The organism is Pseudomonas sp. P8_229, from assembly GCF_034008635.1.
In the GTDB taxonomy this organism is placed as follows: domain Bacteria; phylum Pseudomonadota; class Gammaproteobacteria; order Pseudomonadales; family Pseudomonadaceae; genus Aquipseudomonas.
Map to the genome: position 1 here is coordinate 3114918 of NZ_CP125378.1, position 21473 is coordinate 3136390.

The 21473-nt window shown below is 62.7% G+C and carries 4 protein-coding genes; 2 read left to right on the plus strand and 2 right to left on the minus strand.

Features of this window, described 5'->3' with window-relative positions; all coding sequences use genetic code 11:
• Positions 1-157: 157 nt before the first annotated feature.
• Together lapG and lapD are read left to right on the plus strand one after the other, a co-directional pair.
• Positions 158-850 (plus strand): cysteine protease LapG, encoded by a 693-nt coding sequence (lapG, locus tag QMK55_RS14205; RefSeq protein ID WP_102358700.1) that lies wholly within the window; start codon positions 158-160, stop codon positions 848-850.
• Between the two features lie 14 nt (positions 851-864).
• Entirely contained in the window at positions 865-2811 is a 1947-nt protein-coding gene (gene lapD, locus QMK55_RS14210; protein ID WP_102358699.1) for a cyclic di-GMP receptor LapD, read from the plus strand.
• 124 nt (positions 2812-2935) lie between these two features.
• Here the strand turns inward: lapD and QMK55_RS14215 are convergent, their stop codons facing one another.
• Both QMK55_RS14215 and QMK55_RS14220 read right to left on the minus strand, forming a co-directional pair.
• Positions 2936-3274 (minus strand): hypothetical protein, encoded by a 339-nt coding sequence (locus tag QMK55_RS14215; RefSeq protein WP_025113506.1) that lies wholly within the window; start codon positions 3272-3274, stop codon positions 2936-2938.
• A 148-nt stretch (positions 3275-3422) separates the two neighbouring features.
• Positions 3423-21464, minus strand: coding sequence for an immunoglobulin-like domain-containing protein (locus QMK55_RS14220; RefSeq protein WP_320329400.1), 18042 nt, complete (start codon positions 21462-21464; stop codon positions 3423-3425).
• Positions 21465-21473 lie beyond the last annotated feature (9 nt).

The following is a 21473-nucleotide window of genomic DNA, read 5'->3' on the forward strand; positions in this document are numbered from 1 at the left end:
GACACTAGTGATTGCTCTACAGGTTGTCAAACCATGTAAAGGATCGCTGTCCTGTGTGAAGTTTAGCGCGATGGCGATGATCTCATGGTGCCATTGTTTTTTGCCGGACTAAGCTTCACCATCAAACGCTTTCCTTCCTGCCCCCTGGAACCCTGCTGTGGCGGTACGTTTCGCGATCCCCCGGACTCTGCGCTGGCTAGGCTGCGCACTGCTGCTGGCCGGCGTCATGCTGGGCGGTCTGCATGCCGATTGGGATTTTTCCGCGATCAGCCGCAAAGCCACGGCGCTGTACGGGCCGCTGGGCGCCGGGCAGCAGCGGATCGATGCCTGGCAAAATCTGCTGGCCACGCAGAAACAGGTCAGCGAGATGGACAAGCTCAAGGTGGTGAACCTGTTTTTCAACAAACAGATGCGCTATGTAGAGGATATCGATCTGTGGGGGCAGGTCGATTATTGGGAGACGCCCATCGAAGCGTTGTGGAAAGGTGCTGGCGATTGCGAAGACTACGCGATCGCCAAGTATTTCAGCCTGCGCCATCTCGGGGTCTCCAGTGACAAGCTGCGCATCACCTACGTCAAGGCTCTGCGCCAGAATCGCGCGCACATGGTGCTGACTTACTACGCCACCCCCGATGCCATGCCGCTGGTGCTCGACAGCCTGATCGATCCGATCCAGCCGGCGTCCCAGCGAACCGACCTGTTGCCGGTCTACTCTTTCAATGCCGAAGGTCTGTACCTGCCGGGGGCCAAGGGCAACAAAAAGGTCAGTGACACCAAACGCCTGTCGCGCTGGCAGGATGTGCTGAAAAAAATGCAGGCCGAAGGTTTCCCGGTCGAAACGACTAACTAGGAGCACGCGCTCAGATGTCTTTGTTCAAACAGCTGTTGATCGCTATCTGTCTGTTCCTGGTGGTTGCCTTCACCGGCAGCTTCATGGTCAGTCTAGAGAGCTCGCGCACCCAGTACGTCAACCAGCTGCGCTCCCACGCCCAGGACGCCGCCACGGCGCTGGCGTTGTCGCTGACGCCGAACATCGATGACCCGGCGATGGTCGAGCTGCTGGTCAGCTCGATTTTCGACAGCGGCTATTACGCGAGCATCCGTGTGGTCGACCTCAAGACCGACAAGACCATCGTCGAGCGCAGCGGGATTCCGGCAGTCACCAATGTGCCCGACTGGTTCGTCAACCTGATCGGCCTCGAACCGGCTGGCGGCGACGCCTTGGTCAGCCGTGGCTGGGAGCAGGCGGCGCGGGTCGAGGTGGTCAGCCACCCGATGTTTGCCGTGGCCAAGCTGTGGCAGAGTGCGTTGGGCAGCCTCGGCTGGCTGCTGTTGTGTGGCGCGGTCAGTGCGGTGCTCGGCGCGCTGCTGCTGCGCCGGCAATTGCGCCCGCTCGATTACATGGTCAAGCAGTCCCACGCCATCGCCCGCCGCGAATTCCTCAGCCTGCCGGAGCTGCCGCGCACCCCTGAACTGCGGCGCGTGGTGCAGGCGATGAACCAGATGGTCGAGAAGCTCAAGGCGCTGTTTCAGGAGCAGGCCGAGCGCAGTGAAAAACTGCGCGCCGAGTCCTATCAGGACAACCTCACGGGGCTGGCCAACCGACGCTATTTCGAGATGCAGTTGCACAACCGGGTGAGCAACCCGGAACAGGCCAGCTCCGGTTACCTGCTGTTGTTGCGGGTCAAGGATCTGGCCGGGCTCAACCAGCGTCTGGGCGGGCAGCGCACCGATGAACTGTTGAAAGCGGTGGGCGAAACTCTGTCGCGCGAATGCGCCAAATACCCGGAAACCCAGAACCTCGTCACGCGGATTCGCGGCGGTGAGTTCGCCGTGCTGGCGCCGGGGCTGGTGCGCGAGGAAGCGCTGCAACTGGCACAGAACCTCGACAGTGCGTTGAGCAGTCTGCACGCCACCGGCGCCACCGATGTGCCGGCTGTGGCCTCCATCGGCCTCGCCCCGTTCGTTCACGGCGATTCACCGCAAGCGGTGCTGACCCTCGGCGATCAGGCGCTGGCGCAGGCCGAGGGGCAGGGCGAGCAGAACTGGGCGTGCATCGATCAGAGCCTGGTGGCGGACGTCGGCGACGATCATCACGCCTGGCACCGCTTGCTCGATCAGGCCTTGAATCAACAGCGTTTCGAGTTGTTTTTCCAGCCGGTGGTGGCCGCTCAGGACACGCAACTGGTACTGCATTACAAGGTGCTGTCACGGCTGCTGGATGATCAGGGCCAGACCATTCCGGCCGGGCGTTTCCTGCCGTGGCTCGAGCGTTTCGGCTGGACGGCGCGGCTGGACCGCTTGATGCTCGAGCGCGTGCTGGAGCAGATGAAAGAGCATGAGGATTCACTGGCGCTGAACCTGTCCTCGGCAACCCTGGCTGATCCGCAGGCGCTGAACAAAGTCTTCGAGATTCTGCGTACGCACTCCAATCTCGGTGAGCGCCTGACCCTGGAAATCGGCGAGGAGCAATTGCCGGAACAAGCGGTGCTCGAGCAACTGACCCGGCGCCTGCGCGAGCTGGGCTTCTCGCTGAGTCTGCAGCGCTTTGGCGGACGTTTCAGCATGATCGGCAACCTGGCGCGGCTGGGGCTGGCGTACCTGAAGATCGATGGCAGCTACATTCGCGCGATCGATCAGGAGAGCGACAAGCGTCTGTTCATCGAAGCAATCCAGCGTGCGGCGCACAGCATTGACCTGCCGTTGATTGCCGAGCGGGTGGAGACCGAAGGGGAGTTGTCGGTGATTCGCGAGATGGGCTTGTATGGGGTGCAGGGGCAGTTGTTTGGTGAGCCCAAGCCCTGGAAGTAATCGTTTGGTGCGGTGGTGTCAGTGATGCCGCCTTCGCGAGCAAGCTCCCACATTGGAATGTGTTTCAAATGTGGGAGCGGGCTTGCTCGCAAAGGGGGCCAGTCCAGTCGCCGTAGATCGCGGGTCAGATCAACCCGCTCTCATCTTCATCGATCAACTGGCTCAACCCGCCCAGTGCTTCCCGCGCCTGGGTACGATCCATCAACTTGGCCTGCGCCGCCGGCGGCAGGTCGGTGACCCGGATCACGCCTTTCTGGGTCAGCACCTGAATCAGGTCGTCGAGTACCCGAATCATTTCAAAGTCGCTCTGCTTGAGCTGTTTGAGGCTGTTTTCCACGGCCGCGTTGGCGAACCAGGCCTGAATTTCATGGTGGTCGGCCGGCAGCGTTTCCGTGGCCTCGGCGTAGGCCGCAGCTTCCACGCGAATCAACTGACCCTGCGCATCGCGTTGCACGTAAAACATTGAGCATCCCTCAGAAAGATCCAGCGTCATGCTGTCAGCAGCATAGGCCAACTGCACGCGAGTATGCGGTGCGGCGACGAAATCGTCACCGGTGCGATAGGCGCAAACGTGACAGCCGCCCCAGGGGGGCGGCCGTTTTGTTCACGCATCAGCTGTTGTTGTGGTCGACCTTGATGGTCGGGTCGCTGCCGGCAATCAGGTTGTGAATGTTGGCGCTCGACCAGTTGTTGCCTTCCAGTTTGATCGTCACGTCCGGCGTGGCGGCTGCCGCGTCGCCGGAGTTGAACTTGCCGCCGGAGCTGACTTGCAGCGACGACACGCCGTCGACCGTGGAGATCTTCAGGAAGTTGTCGATGGTGCTGCCGGTCTCGCCCTGCAACAGATCACGCAGGTCGATGCGGTCGCCCTCGCTGGCGTTGAAGTCCTTGATCACATCGTTGCCGGTGTCGCCTGCTTTCCAGACGAAGGTATCGGCACCGGAACCACCGATCAGGATGTCGTTGCCCTGGCCGCCGATCAGCGTGTCGTTGCCGGTACCGCCGAGCAGGATGTCATTGCCCTTGCCGCCATCGAGCAGGTCGTTGCCGCCCGAGCCGAACAGGATGTCATTGCCCGCGCCGCCCAGCAGGGTGTCATTGCCATCGTGCGCGCCGGACACATCGAACGCCTGATAGTGCTCGGTGATGTACTGGTGCACGTTGCTGGTGGTGACCTTGCTGACGTCGACGCCGGTCTGCTGCGCAACGAACGCCTGCATCGCCTGATAACCCTCGCCGGCAATGCCGTTGAAGCTCACCAGGTCGCCGAACAGGATGTCGTTGCCGTCGCCACCGCTGACGGTGTCGTTGCCCGGCAGCGTGGCTTCGGTGTGGCCGATGATCGAGTTGGCCAGATCCTTCGGATCGATGTTGGTCTGTGGCGAGTGATCCGAGTCATACGGTTTCAGATCATTGAGGCTGACACCGCTGTTGATACCGATGGCCTCGACGTTCGACAGACCGCTGAGCAGCGCGAAGCCACTGCTGGCGTTATCAGTGGTAGCCGACGTGGTGCTGCTGCCGGAACCTGCCAGGTTCGACAACTCGTAGGTACCGTCACCCTGCGCGTGGATGGTGCCCAGGTTGCTGCCGCTCCAGGTGCCCCAGCGCGAATTGTAGGTCTGCAGGGTCACGGTGCCGGCGCTGTTGATGGTCAGCGCGTGAGTGTTGTCGATGTACGTGCTGAACGAGTCGCCCAGTTTGTAGTTGCTGGTCTTCACCACATCATCGAGCTTCACGCTGCCGTACAGCGTCGGGTTGGTCTGCTCGCCACTCTGGTAGTAGGTCGGCTGGCCGTCGGTGATGAAGTATGTGAGGTTCTTCGCCCCGGTGTTGGCCAGTGCTTCGGTGCTCTGGAAGAAGTTGGCCGTGGTCTTGAACACGTCTTCGTAGTTGGTGCCGCCGCCGGACGACATCGAGTCGAGCACGGCTTTGAGCTGGGTCAACGCGTTCGGGTCGTTGAGGTTCACCGACACCGATTTGTTGACCTGGGTATCGAAGTCCACCAGGAATACGTTCACCGTGCCCGAGTTGCTGCCGCCCAGGCTCTGCTTGAGGGTGTTGAACACCGACGTCAGCGAGTCCTTGGCTGCGCTGATCGACGAAGCGCTCATGCTGCCCGAGCTGTCGACCATGAACGCGATGTTGTAGTTGGTGCCCGGCACCACGGTCAGACCGCCGATGTCGGCGACCATGATGTCGTTGCCATCGGTGCCGTTGAAGGTGTCATCGCCAGAGGTACCGACCACCGCGTTGTACACTGCCGGCACCACAGTGACCGGAATGGTCGCGGTGCTGCTGGCCGAGCCGCCGACCATCTCGGTGGAGGTCGAGGTCACGGTCAGGTTGAACTGGCCGTTGTAGTAGGTCGGCGGGGTCACGGTCAGGCTGCCGAGGTTCCAGCCAGTGACATTGGCGTCGCCGCTGGTGGCGGTGACGGTGAAGGTATGACCCGCGCCATCGCTGAGCACCGAGCCGACTGGCGCGCCGCTGATCTTCACGCTCAGGGTTTCCGAGCCGTCGGTGTCGGTCAGGGCGGTGTTGATCGCCGACAGTTTCACCGTGGTGCCTTCGGCGCCGGTGTTGAGCTTGTAGCCGTCGTAATAACCTTCGCCGTTGCTGCCATGCAGATCGGAGACGGTCACGCCGGAGTTCAGCAGATCCTGCACGCCGGTGTAGATCGGCACGCCGGCGCTGCTCAGGTCGATTGGCGTGCTGCCGTTGACCGACAGGTTCACGTCATAGCTGCCCGGGCCGCTCTGGTTGTGGTGGTAGATGTCCAGGGTGTAGTAGCCGCTGGTGGTCGGGGTGAACGAACCACTGATCGCGCCGCCCGCGCCCCAGGTACCCGAAGCCACGCTCTTGCCGCCGATGGTGATCAACAGGCTGTCGTCGGCCACACCACTGAAGGAATAGGTCTTGCCGGCTTCCAGATAGATCAGGCCCGAGGTTTTCGACGCGGTGCCGGCGGTCACGCTGCCATCCGACTGCACGTTGGTCACGGTGCCGCTGGAGTTCGGGGTGCCGGCGCCGTCGATCACGTTTTTCAACGTGGTCGAGTCTGCGCCGCTGCCACTGGTCCCAAGGCCCGGCAGGCCGGTCCAGACTTCCTTGACCAGTCCGGTGGATTTCACGCTGTTGTCAGCCACGCTCACGGTCGGTGCATCCGCCACTGGCGTGATGTCGATCTTCACGGTACCGGTGTTGCCGAGCAGTTGGCCGTCGGTTGGCTGGAATTTGATTTGTGCGTAGTCGGCCTGGTTGTTGCCCACGCCGGTGCCGCCGTAACCGTTGACGCCCGACTCGTTGGCATCCGGCATGAAGCGCAGTTTGCCGGCGTCGATATCAGCCTTGCTGAAGGTCTGGTTGTTGGCGACGTCTTTCCAGGTCGAACCGTCCAGGTACTGCAGTTTGCCTTCGCCCGGCAGCTGGGTGATTTTGATGCCCAGGCTGCTGGCCGGGCTGTCGACGTCGGTCACACCGAAGGTCGACCAGCCGAGGATCAGCGGAGTGTCTTCGGTGCCGGTGACGTTGACCGGAGCGGCGACCGGCGCATCGTTGACCGCCACCACGTTGACCGTGGTGGTCGCGGTGTTGGAGTAGTTGCCGCCATCGGTCACGGTCACGGTGATGATCCGCGGCACGGTGCTCGGGTTTTCACTGCCGTTGGTGAAGGTGATGTTCTTGATCGCCTGCATATAGTCGGCCAGCGTCGCGTTACCCGACAGGGTCAGGGTCACGGTGCCGTTGGTGCTGTTGGCATTGATGGTGATGCCATTGACGCTGTTGCCCAGGTTCAGCGCATCGCCGTCCTGACGGTTGGTCAGCACGATGGTCGCGCCGGTCAGCATGGTGCTGTCCGGGTCGGTGATCGTCAGGTCAGTGTCGGCAATCGACACGCCGGCGCCCGGGGTGTTTTCGGTGAACGTCACCTTGTAGTCGGCACCGGTAGCGCCGCTGGAGTTGTTGGCGTCCAGGTCGATGACCGGTGGCGCATCGTTGTCGATGATCGAGGTGCTGACGCTGCCATTGGTGCTGCTGACGGCCAGGTGCTCGAAGTTGCCGCCGGTGGCCGAGTCAATCTTGACCACGAAGTTTTCGGTGCCTTCGGTGATCTTGTCATCGATGGTCGCGACGTTGAACTGCGCACTGCTGGCGCCCGCCGGGATCTTCACGGTGTACACGCCGGTGAAGTCCGAACCGTCGGCAGCGGTGCCGCTGTAGACGATTTTCAGGGTCACGTCGGTTTGCGCCGGGTGCGTCAGGCTGACGGTGTAGCTGGCGGTCTGGCCCTCGGTCACCGAGGTGCTGCCGGTGATGCTGACAGTGGTGGTGTCGATGGTGTCGGTAACGCTGGTCACGGCTGGCGAGGTGTTGGTCACCAGGTTTTCGAAGTTGCCGCCGCTGGCGTTGGTGATGGTGGCCTGCACGTTACCGGCGTCTTTGTAGACGTCGTCGGCTGGCGCAGGCAAGGTCACGGTGCCGGTGGTTTTGCCGGCGTCGATGGTGATCACCGAGCCGTTGCTCAGGGTCACGGTCACCGGCGAGCCGGCCGCATTGGTCAGGGTCGCGGTGTAGGTGATCTGACCGCCTTCGGCCACGGTGCCGGTCGCGCTCAGCGACAGGTTGGTGGTATCGACGGTGTCGGTCACGGTGGTGCTGACCGGGGTCTTGTCGGCGACGAGGTTTTCGTAGTTGCCGCCGGTCACGTTGCTGATCGAGTTGGTCAACGGCGCATGACCGGTCAACGCGTCATTCGGCGCGATAGTGGTCACGGTGCCGGTGGTTTTGCCGATGTCGATGGTGATGGTCTGGCCGTTGGACAGGGTCACGGTGACTGGTGAGCCAGTCACAGGCGCACCGACTGTGGCGGTGTAGGTGACAGTGCCACCCTCGGCCACGGTGCCAGTGGCGGTAAGTTTCACGCCTGTGGTGTCGATGGTGTCGGTGACACTGGTCACGGCTGGCGTGGTGCTTGGCACCAGGTTTTCGAAGCTGCCACCGCTGGCATTTTTGATTGTGGCCTGAACGGTGCCGGCGTCCTTGTAGACGTCATCGGCTGGCGCTGGAACCGTCACGGTGCCAGTGGTTTTGCCGGCGTCGATGGTGATCACGGCGCCGTTGCTCAGGGTCACGGTCACCGGCGAACCGGCAGCGTTGGTCAAGGTCGCGGTGTAAACGATCGAACCACCCTCGGCCACAGTACCGGTCGCGCTGAGCGACAGGTTGGTGGTGTCGACGGTATCGGTCACGGTGGTCGAAACCGGGGTTTTGTCAGCGACGAGGTTCTCGTAGTTACCGCCACTGACGTTGGTGATGGCGTTGGTCAACGGAGCGTGGCCGGTCAGCGCATCATTCGGTGCGGTGGTGGTCACGGTGCCGGTGGTTTTGCCGATGTCGATGGTGATGGTCTGGCCGTTGGACAGGGTCACGGTGACTGGTGAGCCAGTCACAGGCGCACCGACTGTGGCGGTGTAGGTGACAGTGCCACCCTCGGCCACGGTGCCAGTGGCGGTAAGTTTCACGCCTGTGGTGTCGATGGTGTCGGTGACACTGGTCACGGCTGGCGTGGTGCTTGGCACCAGGTTTTCGAAGCTGCCACCGCTGGCATTTTTGATTGTGGCCTGAACGGTGCCGGCGTCCTTGTAGACGTCATCGGCTGGCGCTGGAACCGTCACGGTGCCAGTGGTTTTGCCGGCGTCGATGGTGATCACGGCGCCGTTGCTCAGGGTCACGGTCACCGGCGAACCGGCAGCGTTGGTCAAGGTCGCGGTGTAAACGATCGAACCACCCTCGGCCACAGTACCGGTCGCGCTGAGCGACAGGTTGGTGGTGTCGACGGTATCGGTCACGGTGGTCGAAACCGGGGTTTTGTCAGCGACGAGGTTCTCGTAGTTACCGCCACTGACGTTGGTGATGGCGTTGGTCAACGGAGCGTGGCCGGTCAGCGCATCATTCGGTGCGGTGGTGGTCACGGTGCCGGTGGTTTTGCCGATGTCGATGGTGATGGTCTGGCCGTTGGACAGGGTCACAGTCACTGGCGAACCGGTTACTGGCGCGCCGACGGTCGCGGTGTAGACGACGTTGCCGCCTTCCGCTGCGGTGTCGGTGGCAGTCAACTTAACGGTGGTGGTGTCGATGGTGTCGGTGACACTGGTCACTGCCGGTACGTTGCTCGACACCAGGTTTTCGAAGTTGCCACCGCTGGCATTGGTGATCGTTGCCTGCACGGTGCCGGCATCTTTGTAGACGTCGTCAGCTGGTGCCGGAACGGTCACGGTGCCAGTGGTCTTGCCGGCGTCGATGGTGATCACGGCGCCGTTGGACAGAGTCACGGTGACTGGCGAGCCAGCCGCGTTGGTCAGGGTTGCGGTGTAGATGATCGAGCCGCCCTCGGCGACCGTGTTGGTGGCGCTCAGCGACAGGTTGGTGGTGTCGACGGTGTCGGTGACCGTGGTGTTGACCGGGGTCTTGTCGGCCACGAGGTTTTCGTAGTTGCCACCGCTGACGTTGGTGATCGCGTTGGTCAACGGCGCATGACCGGTCAGCGCATCGTTTGGTACGGTGGTGGTCACGGTGCCGGTGGTTTTGCCGATGTCGATGGTGATGGTCTGGCCGTTGGACAGGGTCACGGTGACTGGTGAGCCAGTCACAGGCGCACCGACTGTGGCGGTGTAGGTGACAGTGCCACCCTCGGCCACGGTGCCAGTGGCGGTGAGTTTCACGCCTGTGGTGTCGATGGTGTCGGTGACACTGGTCACGGCTGGCGTGGTGCTTGGCACCAGGTTTTCGAAGCTGCCACCGCTGGCATTTTTGATTGTGGCCTGAACGGTGCCGGCGTCCTTGTAGACGTCATCGGCTGGCGCTGGAACCGTCACGGTGCCAGTGGTTTTGCCGGCGTCGATGGTGATCACGGCGCCGTTGCTCAACGTCACGGTGACTGGCGAGCCAGCGGCGTTGGTCAGCGTTGCGGTGTAAACAATCGAGCCACCTTCGGCCACGGTGCCGGTCGCGCTGAGCGACAGATTCGTGGTGTCGACGGTGTCGGTGACAGTGGTATTGACCGGGGTTTTGTCAGCCACGAGGTTTTCGTAGTTGCCGCCGCTCACGTCGGTGATGGCGTTGGTCAGCGGCGCATGGCCGGTCAGCGCATCGTTCGGCGCAGTGGTGGTCACGGTGCCGGTGGTTTTACCCACATCGATGGTGATGTTCTGGCCGTTGGACAGAGTCACCACAACCGGCGAACCGGTTACCGGCGCACCGACGGTAGCGGTGTAGGTGACGGTGCCACCTTCCACAGCAGACTCGGTCGCGGTCAGTTTGACCGTGGTGGTGTCGATGGTATCGGTAACGTTGGTGACGGCAGGAACAGTGCTCGGCACCAGGTTTTCGAAGTTGCCACCCGTGGCAGTCGAAATGGTTGCTTCGACTTTGCCCGCGTCTTTGTACACGTCATCGGCAGGGGCCGGAACGGTCACGGTGCCGGTGGTTTTACCGGCGTCGATAGTGATGACAGCGCCGTTGCTCAGGGTCACGGTCACTGGCGAGCCGGCGGCGTTGGTCAAGGTCGCGGTGTAAACGATCGACCCGCCTTCAGCCACGGTACCGGTCGCGGTCAGCGACAGGTTGGTGGTGTCGACGGTGTCGGTGACGGTGGTATTGACCGGGGTTTTGTCAGCCACGAGGTTTTCGTAGTTACCGCCGCTCACGTCGGTGATGGCATTGGTCAGCGGCGCATGGCCGGTCAGCGCATCGTTCGGTGCGGTGGTGGTCACGGTGCCGGTGGTCTTGCCGACTTCGATGGTGATGTTCTGACCGTTGGCCAGGGTCACGACGACAGGCGAACCGGTTACCGGCGCACCGACAGTCGCGGTGTAGGTAACGGTGCCACCTTCAGCAGCAGACTCGGTCGCGGTCAGTTTGACCGAGGTAGTGTCGATGGTGTCGGTGACCTGAGTCACGGCCGGCACGGTGCTCGATACCAGATTTTCGAAGTTGCCGCCGCTGGCATTGGTGATTGTTGCCTGCACGGTGCCGGCATCTTTGTAGACGTCGTCAGCTGGCGCTGGAACGGTCACGGTGCCAGTGGTCTTGCCGGCGTCGATGGTGATCACGGCGCCGTTGGACAGAGTCACGGTGACTGGCGAGCCAGCCGCGTTGGTCAGGGTTGCGGTGTAGATGATCGAGCCGCCCTCGGCGACCGTGTTGGTGGCGCTCAGCGACAGGTTGGTGGTGTCGACGGTGTCGGTGACGGTGGTATTGACCGGGGTTTTGTCAGCCACGAGGTTTTCGTAGTTGCCGCCGCTCACGTCGGTGATGGCGTTGGTCAGCGGCGCATGGCCGGTCAGCGCATCGTTCGGTGCGGTGGTGGTCACGGTGCCGGTGGTCTTGCCCACTTCGATGGTGATGTTCTGACCGTTGGCCAGGGTCACCACGACCGGCGAACCGGTGACGGGTGCGTCGACGGTGGCGGTGTAAGTAACCGTGCCGCCCTCTGCGACCGACGTATCGGCCGTCAGTTTGACGGTGGAAGTATCGATGGTATCGGTGACTTCGGTGACAGCCGGAACGGTGCTTGGCACCAGGTTCTCGAAGTTGCCGCCCGCAGCATCCTTGATCGTGACTTCAACCTTGCCGGCGTCCTTGTAGACGTCGTCAGCCGGGGCCGGAACGGTCACGGTGCCGGTGGTTTTGCCGGCTTCGATGGTGATCACCGAGCCATTGCTCAACGTCACGGTCACCGGGGTGCCGGCCGGGTTGGTCAGGGTCGCGGTGTAAACGATCGAACCGCCTTCAGCCACGGTGCCAGTCGCGCTCAGCGACAGGTTGGTGGTGTCGACGGTGTCGGTCACGGTGGTGCTGACCGGGGTTTTGTCGGCGACGAGGTTTTCGTAGTTGCCGCCGCTCACGTCGGTGATGGCGTTGGTCAGCGGCGCATGGCCGGTCAGCGCATCGTTCGGTGCGGTGGTGGTCACGGTGCCGGTGGTCTTGCCCACTTCGATGGTGATGTTCTGACCGTTGGCCAGGGTCACGGTGACTGGCGAACCGGTTACCGGCGCACCGACAGTCGCGGTGTAGGTAACGGTGCCACCTTCAGCCGCAGACTCGGTCGCGGTCAGTTTGACTGTGGTGGTGTCGATGGTATCGGTGACATTGGTCACAGCCGGTACGGTGCTTGGCACCAGGTTTTCGAAGTTGCCACCGGTAGCGGTGGAAATGGTCGCTTCGACTTTGCCCGCATCTTTGTACACGTCATCGGCAGGGGCCGGAACGGTCACGGTACCGGTGGTTTTACCGGCCTCGATGGTGATGACAGCGCCGTTGCTCAACGTCACGGTGACTGGCGAGCCAGCGGCGTTGGTCAGGGTCGCGGTGTAGATGATCGAGCCGCCCTCGGCGACCGTGTTGGTGGCGCTCAGGGACAAGTTGGTGGTGTCGACGGTGTCGGTGACGTTGGTCGAAACCGGCGTCTTGTCAGCGACCAGATTCTCGTAGTTTCCGCCGGTTACACCGGTGATCGCGTTGGTCAGTGGCGCATGACCGGTCAGCGCATCGTTCGGCGCGGTAGTGGTCACGGTGCCAGTGGTTTTACCCACTTCGATGGTGATGTTCTGGCCGTTGGACAGAGTGACGGTCACCGGTGAGCCAGTGACTGGTGCGCCAACAGTGGCGGTGTAGGTCACAGTACCGCCTTCGGCCACCGAGGTATCGGCGGTCAGTTTGACGGTAGAGGTGTCGATGGTGTCGGTGACGTCGGTCACTGCCGGCACGGTGCTCGGCACCAGGTTCTCGAAGTTGCCACCGGTAGCGGTGGAAATGGTCGCTTCGACTTTGCCCGCGTCTTTGTAAACGTCGTCCGCCGGAGCCGGAACAGTCACGGTGCCAGTGGTTTTGCCGGCGTCAATGGTGATCACGGCGCCGTTGGACAGAGTCACGGTGACTGGCGAGCCAGCGGCGTTGGTCAATGTTGCGGTGTAAACGATCGAGCCACCTTCGGCCACGGTGCCGGTCGCGCTGAGCGACAGATTCGTGGTGTCGACGGTGTCGGTGACAGTGGTATTGACCGGGGTTTTGTCAGCCACGAGGTTTTCGTAGTTGCCGCCGCTCACGTCGGTGATGGCGTTGGTCAGCGGCGCATGGCCGGTCAGCGCATCGTTCGGCGCAGTGGTGGTCACGGTGCCGGTGGTTTTACCCACATCGATGGTGATGTTCTGGCCGTTGGACAGAGTCACCACAACCGGCGAACCGGTTACCGGCGCACCGACGGTAGCGGTGTAGGTGACGGTGCCACCTTCCACAGCAGACTCGGTCGCGGTCAGTTTGACCGTGGTGGTGTCGATGGTATCGGTAACGTTGGTGACGGCAGGAACAGTGCTCGGCACCAGGTTTTCGAAGTTGCCACCCGTGGCAGTCGAAATGGTTGCTTCGACTTTGCCCGCGTCTTTGTACACGTCATCGGCAGGGGCCGGAACGGTCACGGTGCCGGTGGTTTTACCGGCGTCGATAGTGATGACAGCGCCGTTGCTCAGGGTCACGGTCACTGGCGAGCCGGCGGCGTTGGTCAAGGTCGCGGTGTAAACGATCGACCCGCCTTCAGCCACGGTACCGGTCGCGGTCAGCGACAGGTTGGTGGTGTCGACGGTGTCGGTGACGGTGGTATTGACCGGGGTTTTGTCAGCGACGAGGTTTTCGTAGTTACCGCCGCTCACGTCGGTGATGGCATTGGTCAGCGGCGCATGGCCGGTCAGCGCATCGTTCGGTGCGGTGGTGGTCACGGTGCCGGTGGTCTTGCCGACTTCGATGGTGATGTTCTGACCGTTGGCCAGGGTCACGACGACAGGCGAACCGGTTACCGGCGCACCGACAGTCGCGGTGTAGGTAACGGTGCCACCTTCAGCCGCAGACTCGGTCGCGGTCAGTTTGACCGTGGTGGTGTCGATGGTATCGGTGACATTGGTCACAGCCGGTACGGTGCTTGGCACCAGGTTTTCGAAGTTGCCACCCGTGGCAGTCGAAATGGTTGCTTCGACTTTGCCCGCGTCTTTGTACACGTCATCGGCAGGGGCCGGAACGGTCACGGTGCCGGTGGTTTTACCGGCTTCGATAGTGATCACCGCGCCGTTGGACAGGGTCACGGACACCGGCGTGCCAGCCGGGTTGGTCAGGGTCGCGGTGTAGACGATCGAACCACCTTCAGCCACCGAGTCGCTGGCGGTCAGGTTCAGGTTGGTGGTGTCGACAGTGTCCGAAACCGAGGTGTTCGCCGGTTTGCTGTCGGTCACCAGGTTTTCGTAGTTGCCGCCGGTGGCCTTGTCGATGGTTACGCTCAGCGAGCTACCGCCGGCCAGCGGGCTGTTTGGTGCAACGAAATTCACGCTGCCGGTGGTTTCACCGACGGCGATGGTGATGGTCTGGCCGTTGGACAGGGTAACCACGACTGGCGCGCCGGTTACCGGCGCGGTCACGGTCGCGGTGTAGACCACGGTTTCGCCTTCGGCGACGTTGGCGGTGGCAGTCAGCGACACGGTGGAGGTGTCGATGGTGTCGTTGACGGTGGTCACTGCCGGTGTCGTGTTCGGCACCAGATTTTCGAAGTCGCCACCGGTCGCGCCCTTGATGGTCGCTTCAACGGTGCCAGCGTCCTTGTAGACGTCATCCTTCGGTGCATCGACGGTCACGGTGCCGGTGGTTTTACCGGCCTCGATGGTGATCACCGCACCATTGCTCAACGTCACGGTCACTGGAGTGCCGGCGGCGTTGGTCAGGGTGGCGGTGTAGGTGATCTGTCCGCCCTCGTTCACCGCCGGGGTCGCGCTCAGCGACAGGTTGGTGGTGTCGACGGTGTCGGTCACGGTGGTGCTGACCGGGGTTTTGTCGGCGACGAGGTTTTCATAATTGCCGCCGCTGACGTTGGTGATCGAGTTGTTCAGCGGCTCGTGACCGTTCAACGCATCGTTCGGTGCGATGGTGGTCACGGTGCCGGTGGTCTTGCCGACTTCGATGGTGATGTTCTGACCGTTGGCCAGGGTCACGACGACAGGCGAACCGGTTACCGGCGCACCGACAGTCGCGGTGTAGGTAACGGTGCCACCTTCAGCCGCAGACTCGGTCGCGGTCAGTTTGACCGTGGTGGTGTCGATGGTATCGGTGACATTGGTCACAGCCGGTACGGTGCTTGGCACCAGGTTTTCGAAGTTGCCACCCGTGGCAGTCGAAATGGTTGCTTCGACTTTGCCCGCGTCTTTGTACACGTCATCGGCAGGGGCCGGAACGGTCACGGTGCCGGTGGTTTTACCGGCTTCGATAGTGATCACCGCGCCGTTGGACAGGGTCACGGACACCGGCGTGCCAGCCGGGTTGGTCAGGGTCGCGGTGTAGACGATCGAACCACCTTCAGCCACCGAGTCGCTGGCGGTCAGGTTCAGGTTGGTGGTGTCGACAGTGTCCGAAACCGAGGTGTTCGCCGGTTTGCTGTCGGTCACCAGGTTTTCGTAGTTGCCGCCGGTGGCCTTGTCGATGGTTACGCTCAGCGAACTACCGCCGGCCAGCGGGCTGTTTGGTGCAACGAAATTCACGCTGCCGGTGGTTTCACCGACGGCGATGGTGATGGTCTGGCCGTTGGACAGGGTAACCACGACTGGCGCGCCGGTTACCGGCGCGGTCACGGTCGCGGTGTAGACCACGGTTTCGCCTTCGGCGACGTTGGCGGTGGCAGTCAGCGACACGGTGGAGGTGTCGATGGTGTCGTTGACGGTGGTCACTGCCGGTGTCGTGTTCGGCACCAGATTTTCGAAGTCGCCACCGGTCGCGCCCTTGATGGTCGCTTCAACGGTGCCAGCGTCCTTGTAGACGTCATCCTTCGGTGCATCGACGGTCACGGTGCCGGTGGTTTTACCGGCCTCGATGGTGATCACCGCACCATTGCTCAACGTCACGGTCACTGGAGTGCCGGCGGCGTTGGTCAGGGTGGCGGTGTAGGTGATCTGTCCGCCCTCGTTCACCGCCGGGGTCGCGCTCAGCGACAGGTTGGTGGTGTCGACGGTGTCGGTCACGGTGGTGCTGACCGGGGTTTTGTCGGCGACGAGGTTTTCATAATTGCCGCCGCTGACGTTGGTGATCGAGTTGTTCAGCGGCTCGTGACCGTTCAACGCATCGTTCGGTGCGATGGTGGTCACGGTGCCGGTGGTCTTGCCGACTTCGATGGTGATGGTCTGGCCGTTGGCCAGGGTCACGGTGACTGGCGACCCGGTCACAGGCGCGCCGACAGTGGCGGTGTAAGTAACCGTGCCGCCCTCTGCGACCGACGTATCGGCCGTCAGTTTGACGGTGGAAGTATCGATGGTATCGGTGACTTCGGTGACAGCCGGAACGGTGCTTGGCACCAGGTTCTCGAAGTTGCCGCCCGCAGCATCCTTGATCGTGACTTCAACCTTGCCGGCGTCCTTGTAGACGTCGTCAGCCGGGGCCGGAACTGTCACGGTGCCGGTGGTTTTGCCGGCTTCGATGGTGATCACCGAGCCATTGCTCAACGTCACGGTCACCGGGGTGCCGGCCGGGTTGGTCAGGGTCGCGGTGTAAACGATCGAACCGCCTTCAGCCACGGTGCCGGTCGCCGTCAGCGACAGATTGGTGGTGTCGACGGTGTCAGTGACCGTGGTCGAAACCGGGGTTTTATCGGCGACCAGATTCTCGTAATTGCCACCGCTCACGCCGGTGATCGAGTTGGTCAGCGGCTCGTGACCGTTCAACGCGTCGTTTGGCGCGGTGGTGGTGACGGTACCGGTGGTCGTGCCGACTTCGATGGTGATGTTCTGACCATTGGCCAGGGTCACCACGACCGGCGAACCGGTGACGGGTGCGCCGACGGTGGCGGTGTAGGTGACAGTGCCACCTTCAGCGGCCGACTCGGTCGCGGTCAGTTTCACCGACGTGGTGTCGATGGTGTCGGTGACTTCGGTGACGGCCGGAACAGTGCTTGGCACCAGATTCTCAAAGTTGCCACCTGCGGCGTCCCTGATCGTCACTTCGACCTTGCCGGCGTCCTTGTAGACGTCATCGGCAGGCGCCGGAACGGTCACGCTGCCAGTGGTTTTGCCGGCTTCGATGGTGATCACCGAACCGTTGGACAGGGTCACGGTGACTGGCGAGCCAGCCGCGTTGGTCAATGTCGCGGTGTAGGTGATAGAACCACCCTCGGCGACCGAGCTGGTGGCGCTGAGCGACAGATTCGTCGTGTCGACGGTATCGGTGACGGTGGTGCTGACCGGAGTCTTGTCGGCGACGAGGTTTTCGTAGTTGCCGCCCGTCACGCCAGTGATCGAGTTGGTCAGCGGTTCATGACCCGTCAGCGCGTCGTTTGGCGCGGTGGTGGTCACGGTGCCGGTGGTCTTGCCGACTTCGATGGTGATGGTCTGGCCGTTCGCCAGGGTCACGGTCACCGGCGAACCGGTCACAGGCGCGCCAACGGTGGCGGTGTAAGTGACGGTGCCACCTTCAGCCACCGAAGTATCGGCGCTGAGCTTCACGGTCGAGGTGTCGATGGTGTCGGTTACTTCGGTAACGGCCGGAACGGTGCTTGGCACCAGGTTCTCGAAATTGCCGCCCGCCGTATTGGTAATGCTGACTTCGACCTTGCCGGCATCTTTGTAGACGTCATCGGCAGGCGCTGGAACCGTTACGGTGCCAGTTGTTTTGCCGGCTTCGATGGTGATCACCGAGCCATTGCTCAGGGTCACGGTCACCGGGGTGCCGGCCGGGTTGGTCAGGGTCGCGGTGTAGACGATCGAACCGCCTTCGGCCACGGTGCCAGTGGCGGTCAGCGACAGGTTGGTGGTGTCGACGGTGTCGGTCACGGTGGTGCTGACCGGGGTTTTGTCGGCCACGAGATTTTCGTAGTTGCCGCCGCTCACATCGGTGATCGAGTTGTTCAGCGGCTCATGACCGTTCAACGCATCGTTCGGTGCGGTGGTGGTCACGGTGCCGGTGGTTTTGCCCACTTCGATAGTGATGGTCTGGCCGTTCGCCAGGGTCACGGTCACCGGCGAACCGGTCACAGGCGCGCCAACGGTGGCGGTGTAAGTGACGGTGCCGCCCTCGGCGACCGAGGTATCAGCGGACAGTTTGACCGTCGAAGTGTCGATGGTGTCGGTGACTTCGGTAACGGCCGGAACAGTGCTTGGCACCAGGTTCTCGAAGTTGCCGCCGGACGCATCCTTGATGGTCACTTCAACCTTGCCGGCGTCCTTGTAGACGTCGTCAGCCGGGGCCGGAACGGTCACGGTGCCGGTGGTTTTGCCGGCTTCGATGGTGATCACCGAGCCATTGCTCAGGGTCACGGTCACCGGGGTGCCGGCCGGGTTGGTCAGGGTCGCGGTGTAAACGATCGACCCACCTTCAGCGACGGAGCCAGTGGCGGTCAGCGACAGGTTGGTGGTGTCGACGGTGTCGGTCACGGTGGTGCTGACCGGGGTTTTGTCGGCCACGAGATTTTCGTAGTTGCCGCCGCTCACATCGGTGATCGAGTTGTTCAGCGGCTCATGACCGTTCAACGCATCGTTCGGTGCGGTGGTGGTCACGGTGCCGGTGGTTTTGCCGACTTCGATGGTGATGGTCTGGCCGTTCGCCAGGGTCACGGTCACCGGCGAACCGGTCACAGGCGCGCCAACGGTGGCGGTGTAAGTGACGGTGCCACCTTCAGCGACCGAGGTATCGGCAGTCAGTTTGACGGTCGAGGTGTCGATGGTATCGGTGACTTCGGTGACCGCCGCAATGGTGCTCGGCACCAGGTTCTCGAAGTTGCCGCCGGTGGTGCCGGTGATGCTGACTTCGACTTTGCCGGCGTCTTTATAGACGTCGTCGGCAGGCGCCGGGACGGTCACGGTGCCGGTGGTTTTGCCGGCTTCGATGGTGATGACGGAGCCGTTGCTCAACGTCACGGTCACCGGAGTCCCGGCCGGGTTGGTGAGGGTTGCGGTGTAAACGATCGAACCGCCTTCAGCCACGGTACCGGTGGCGGTCAGCGACAGGTTGGTGGTGTCGACGGTGTCGGTCACGGTGGTGCTGACCGGGGTTTTGTCGGCCACGAGATTTTCGTAGTTGCCGCCGCTCACATCGGTGATCGAGTTGTTCAGCGGCTCATGACCGTTCAACGCATCGTTCGGTGCGGTGGTGGTCACGGTGCCGGTGGTTTTGCCGACTTCGATGGTGATGGTCTGGCCGTTCGCCAGGGTCACGGTCACCGGCGAACCGGTCACAGGCGCGCCAACGGTGGCGGTGTAAGTGACGGTGCCGCCCTCGGCGACCGAGGTATCAGCGGACAGTTTGACGGACGAGGTGTCGATGGTGTCGGTGACTTCAGTGACCGCAGGGACGGTGCTCGGCACCAGGTTCTCGAAGTTGCCGCCAGTAGTGCCGGTGATGCTGACTTCGACTTTGCCGGCGTCTTTATAGACGTCATCGGCAGGTGCCGGAACGGTCACGGTGCCGGTGGTTTTGCCGGCCTCGATGGTGATCACCGCGCCATTGCTCAGGGTCACGGTGACGGGCGATCCGGCAGCGTTGGTCAGCGTTGCGGTGTAAACGATCGAACCACCCTCGGCCACGGTCCCGGTCGCACTCAGCGACAGGTTGGTGGTGTCGACGGTATCGGTCACGGTGGTCGATACCGGGGTTTTGTCGGCGACGAGGTTCTCGTAGTTACCGCCACTGACGTTGGTGATGGCGTTGGTCAGCGGTGGATTGCCGGTCAGCGCATCGTTCGGCGCGGTGGTGGTCACGGTGCCGGTGGTCTTGCCGACTTCGATGGTGATGGTCTGGCCGTTGGTCAACGTGACGGTGACTGGCGAGCCAGTCACCGGTGCACCGACGGTGGCGGTGTAAGTGGCGGTGCCACCTTCAGCGACCGAGGTATCGGCAGTCAGTTTGACGGTCGAGGTGTCGATGGTATCGGTGACTTCGGTGACCGCCGCAATGGTGCTCGGCACCAGGTTCTCGAAGTTGCCGCCAGTGGTGCCGGTGATGCTGACTTCGACTTTGCCGGCGTCTTTATAGACGTCGTCGGCAGGCGCCGGGACGGTCACGGTGCCGGTGGTTTTGCCGGCTTCGATGGTGATGACGGAGCCGTTGCTCAACGTCACGGTCACCGGAGTCCCGGCCGGGTTGGTGAGGGTTGCGGTGTAAACGATCGAACCGCCTTCAGCCACGGTACCGGTGGCGCTCAGCGACAGGTTGGTGGTGTCGATGGAGTCGGTCACGGTGGTGGTCGCTGGCGTCGTGTTCGGCACCAGGTTCTCGAAGTTGCCGCCGGTCGCGCCGGTAATCGTGGTGCTGACGGTGCCACTGTTGTTGTAGACGTCGTTCGGCGCGGTTGGCACGTTGACGGTGCCCGTGGTCTGGCCAGCTTCGATGGTGATGGTCGAGCCGTTGGACAGGGTGACGGTCACCGGCGTCTGCGCCGGGTTGGTCAGGGTCGCGGTGTAAGTGATCTGACCACCTTCGACCACGCTGCCAGTGGCGGTCAGGGTCAGGTTGGTAGTGTCGATCGAATCGGTGATGGTGGTCACCGCCGGTGTCGGGTTCGGCACCAGGTTTTCGAAGTTGCCGCCGGTGGCACTGGTGATGATGGTGCTGACGGTGCTGCCGTTGTTGTAGACGTCATTCGGCGGGGTCGGCACGTTGACGGTGCCTGTGGTCTGGCCGGCTTCGATGGTGATAGTCGAGCCATTGGACAGGGTGACGGTCACCGGCGTCTGGGCCGGGTTGGTCAGGGTCGCGGTGTAGGTGATCTGGCCGCCTTCGGTGACGCTGTTGCCAGCGGTCAGGGTGACGGTGGTGGTGTCGATGGTGTCGGTGACCTGGGTGGTCGCCGGAGTGGTCGGCGGGGTCACGGTGATGCCGTTGCCGCCAGTGGTGCCGGTGACGGTCACGTCGATCTGGGTCGGGTCGTTATAAACGGTGTCGTTCGGTGCCAGTGGCACGTTGACGGTGCCGGTGGTGGAGCCGGCCGGAATCACGATCACCGAGCCATTGGACAGGGTGATGGTCAGGTCGGTCAGCGGCGCCTGGGTCAGGGTCGCGGTGTACACCAGCACGCCGCCGGCTTCGGTGATGGTCGGCGTGGCGCTGAGGCTCAGGGTCGACTCACGCAGGGCGTTGGTGGTGGTGTCGGTGGTCTGGCCGCCGGTGATGTTTTGCGCTGCTTGTGCGCCGGAGTTGATGCCTGCAGTCGGGAAGCCAATGGTCGGATCAACGCGGCCAGCGGTGGCGTCGAGCATCACGAAGCTGTGACCGCCACCGGCGGCACCGCCAGTGCCTGCGGCGCTCGGGCCGGCAGCGGTAGCATCCAGAGCGGTGGTCGGGTCGACACCGGCGGCGATGGCCTGCTGCAGTTCTGCTACAGAAGGCGCGGCTTGCGCAGTGGCTTCAGCCAGGTCAGCGCTGGAGTCGGGCGCATTGGCGCTCCACTGGGTCTCGCGGCCCAGATCCAGGGTGCGGCCATCAGCCAGTTCCAGCGATACGGCGCCGGAGAGGCCGGTGTCGATCTGGTCGCCGACGAACAGGCGATCGCCTTCAACGAGCACGCGGCGTACACCCTCGGGGGAGACCACGAATACCTGACCGACAATGCTTTTGACGATGGCAACAACACTGCTCATTGAAGACTC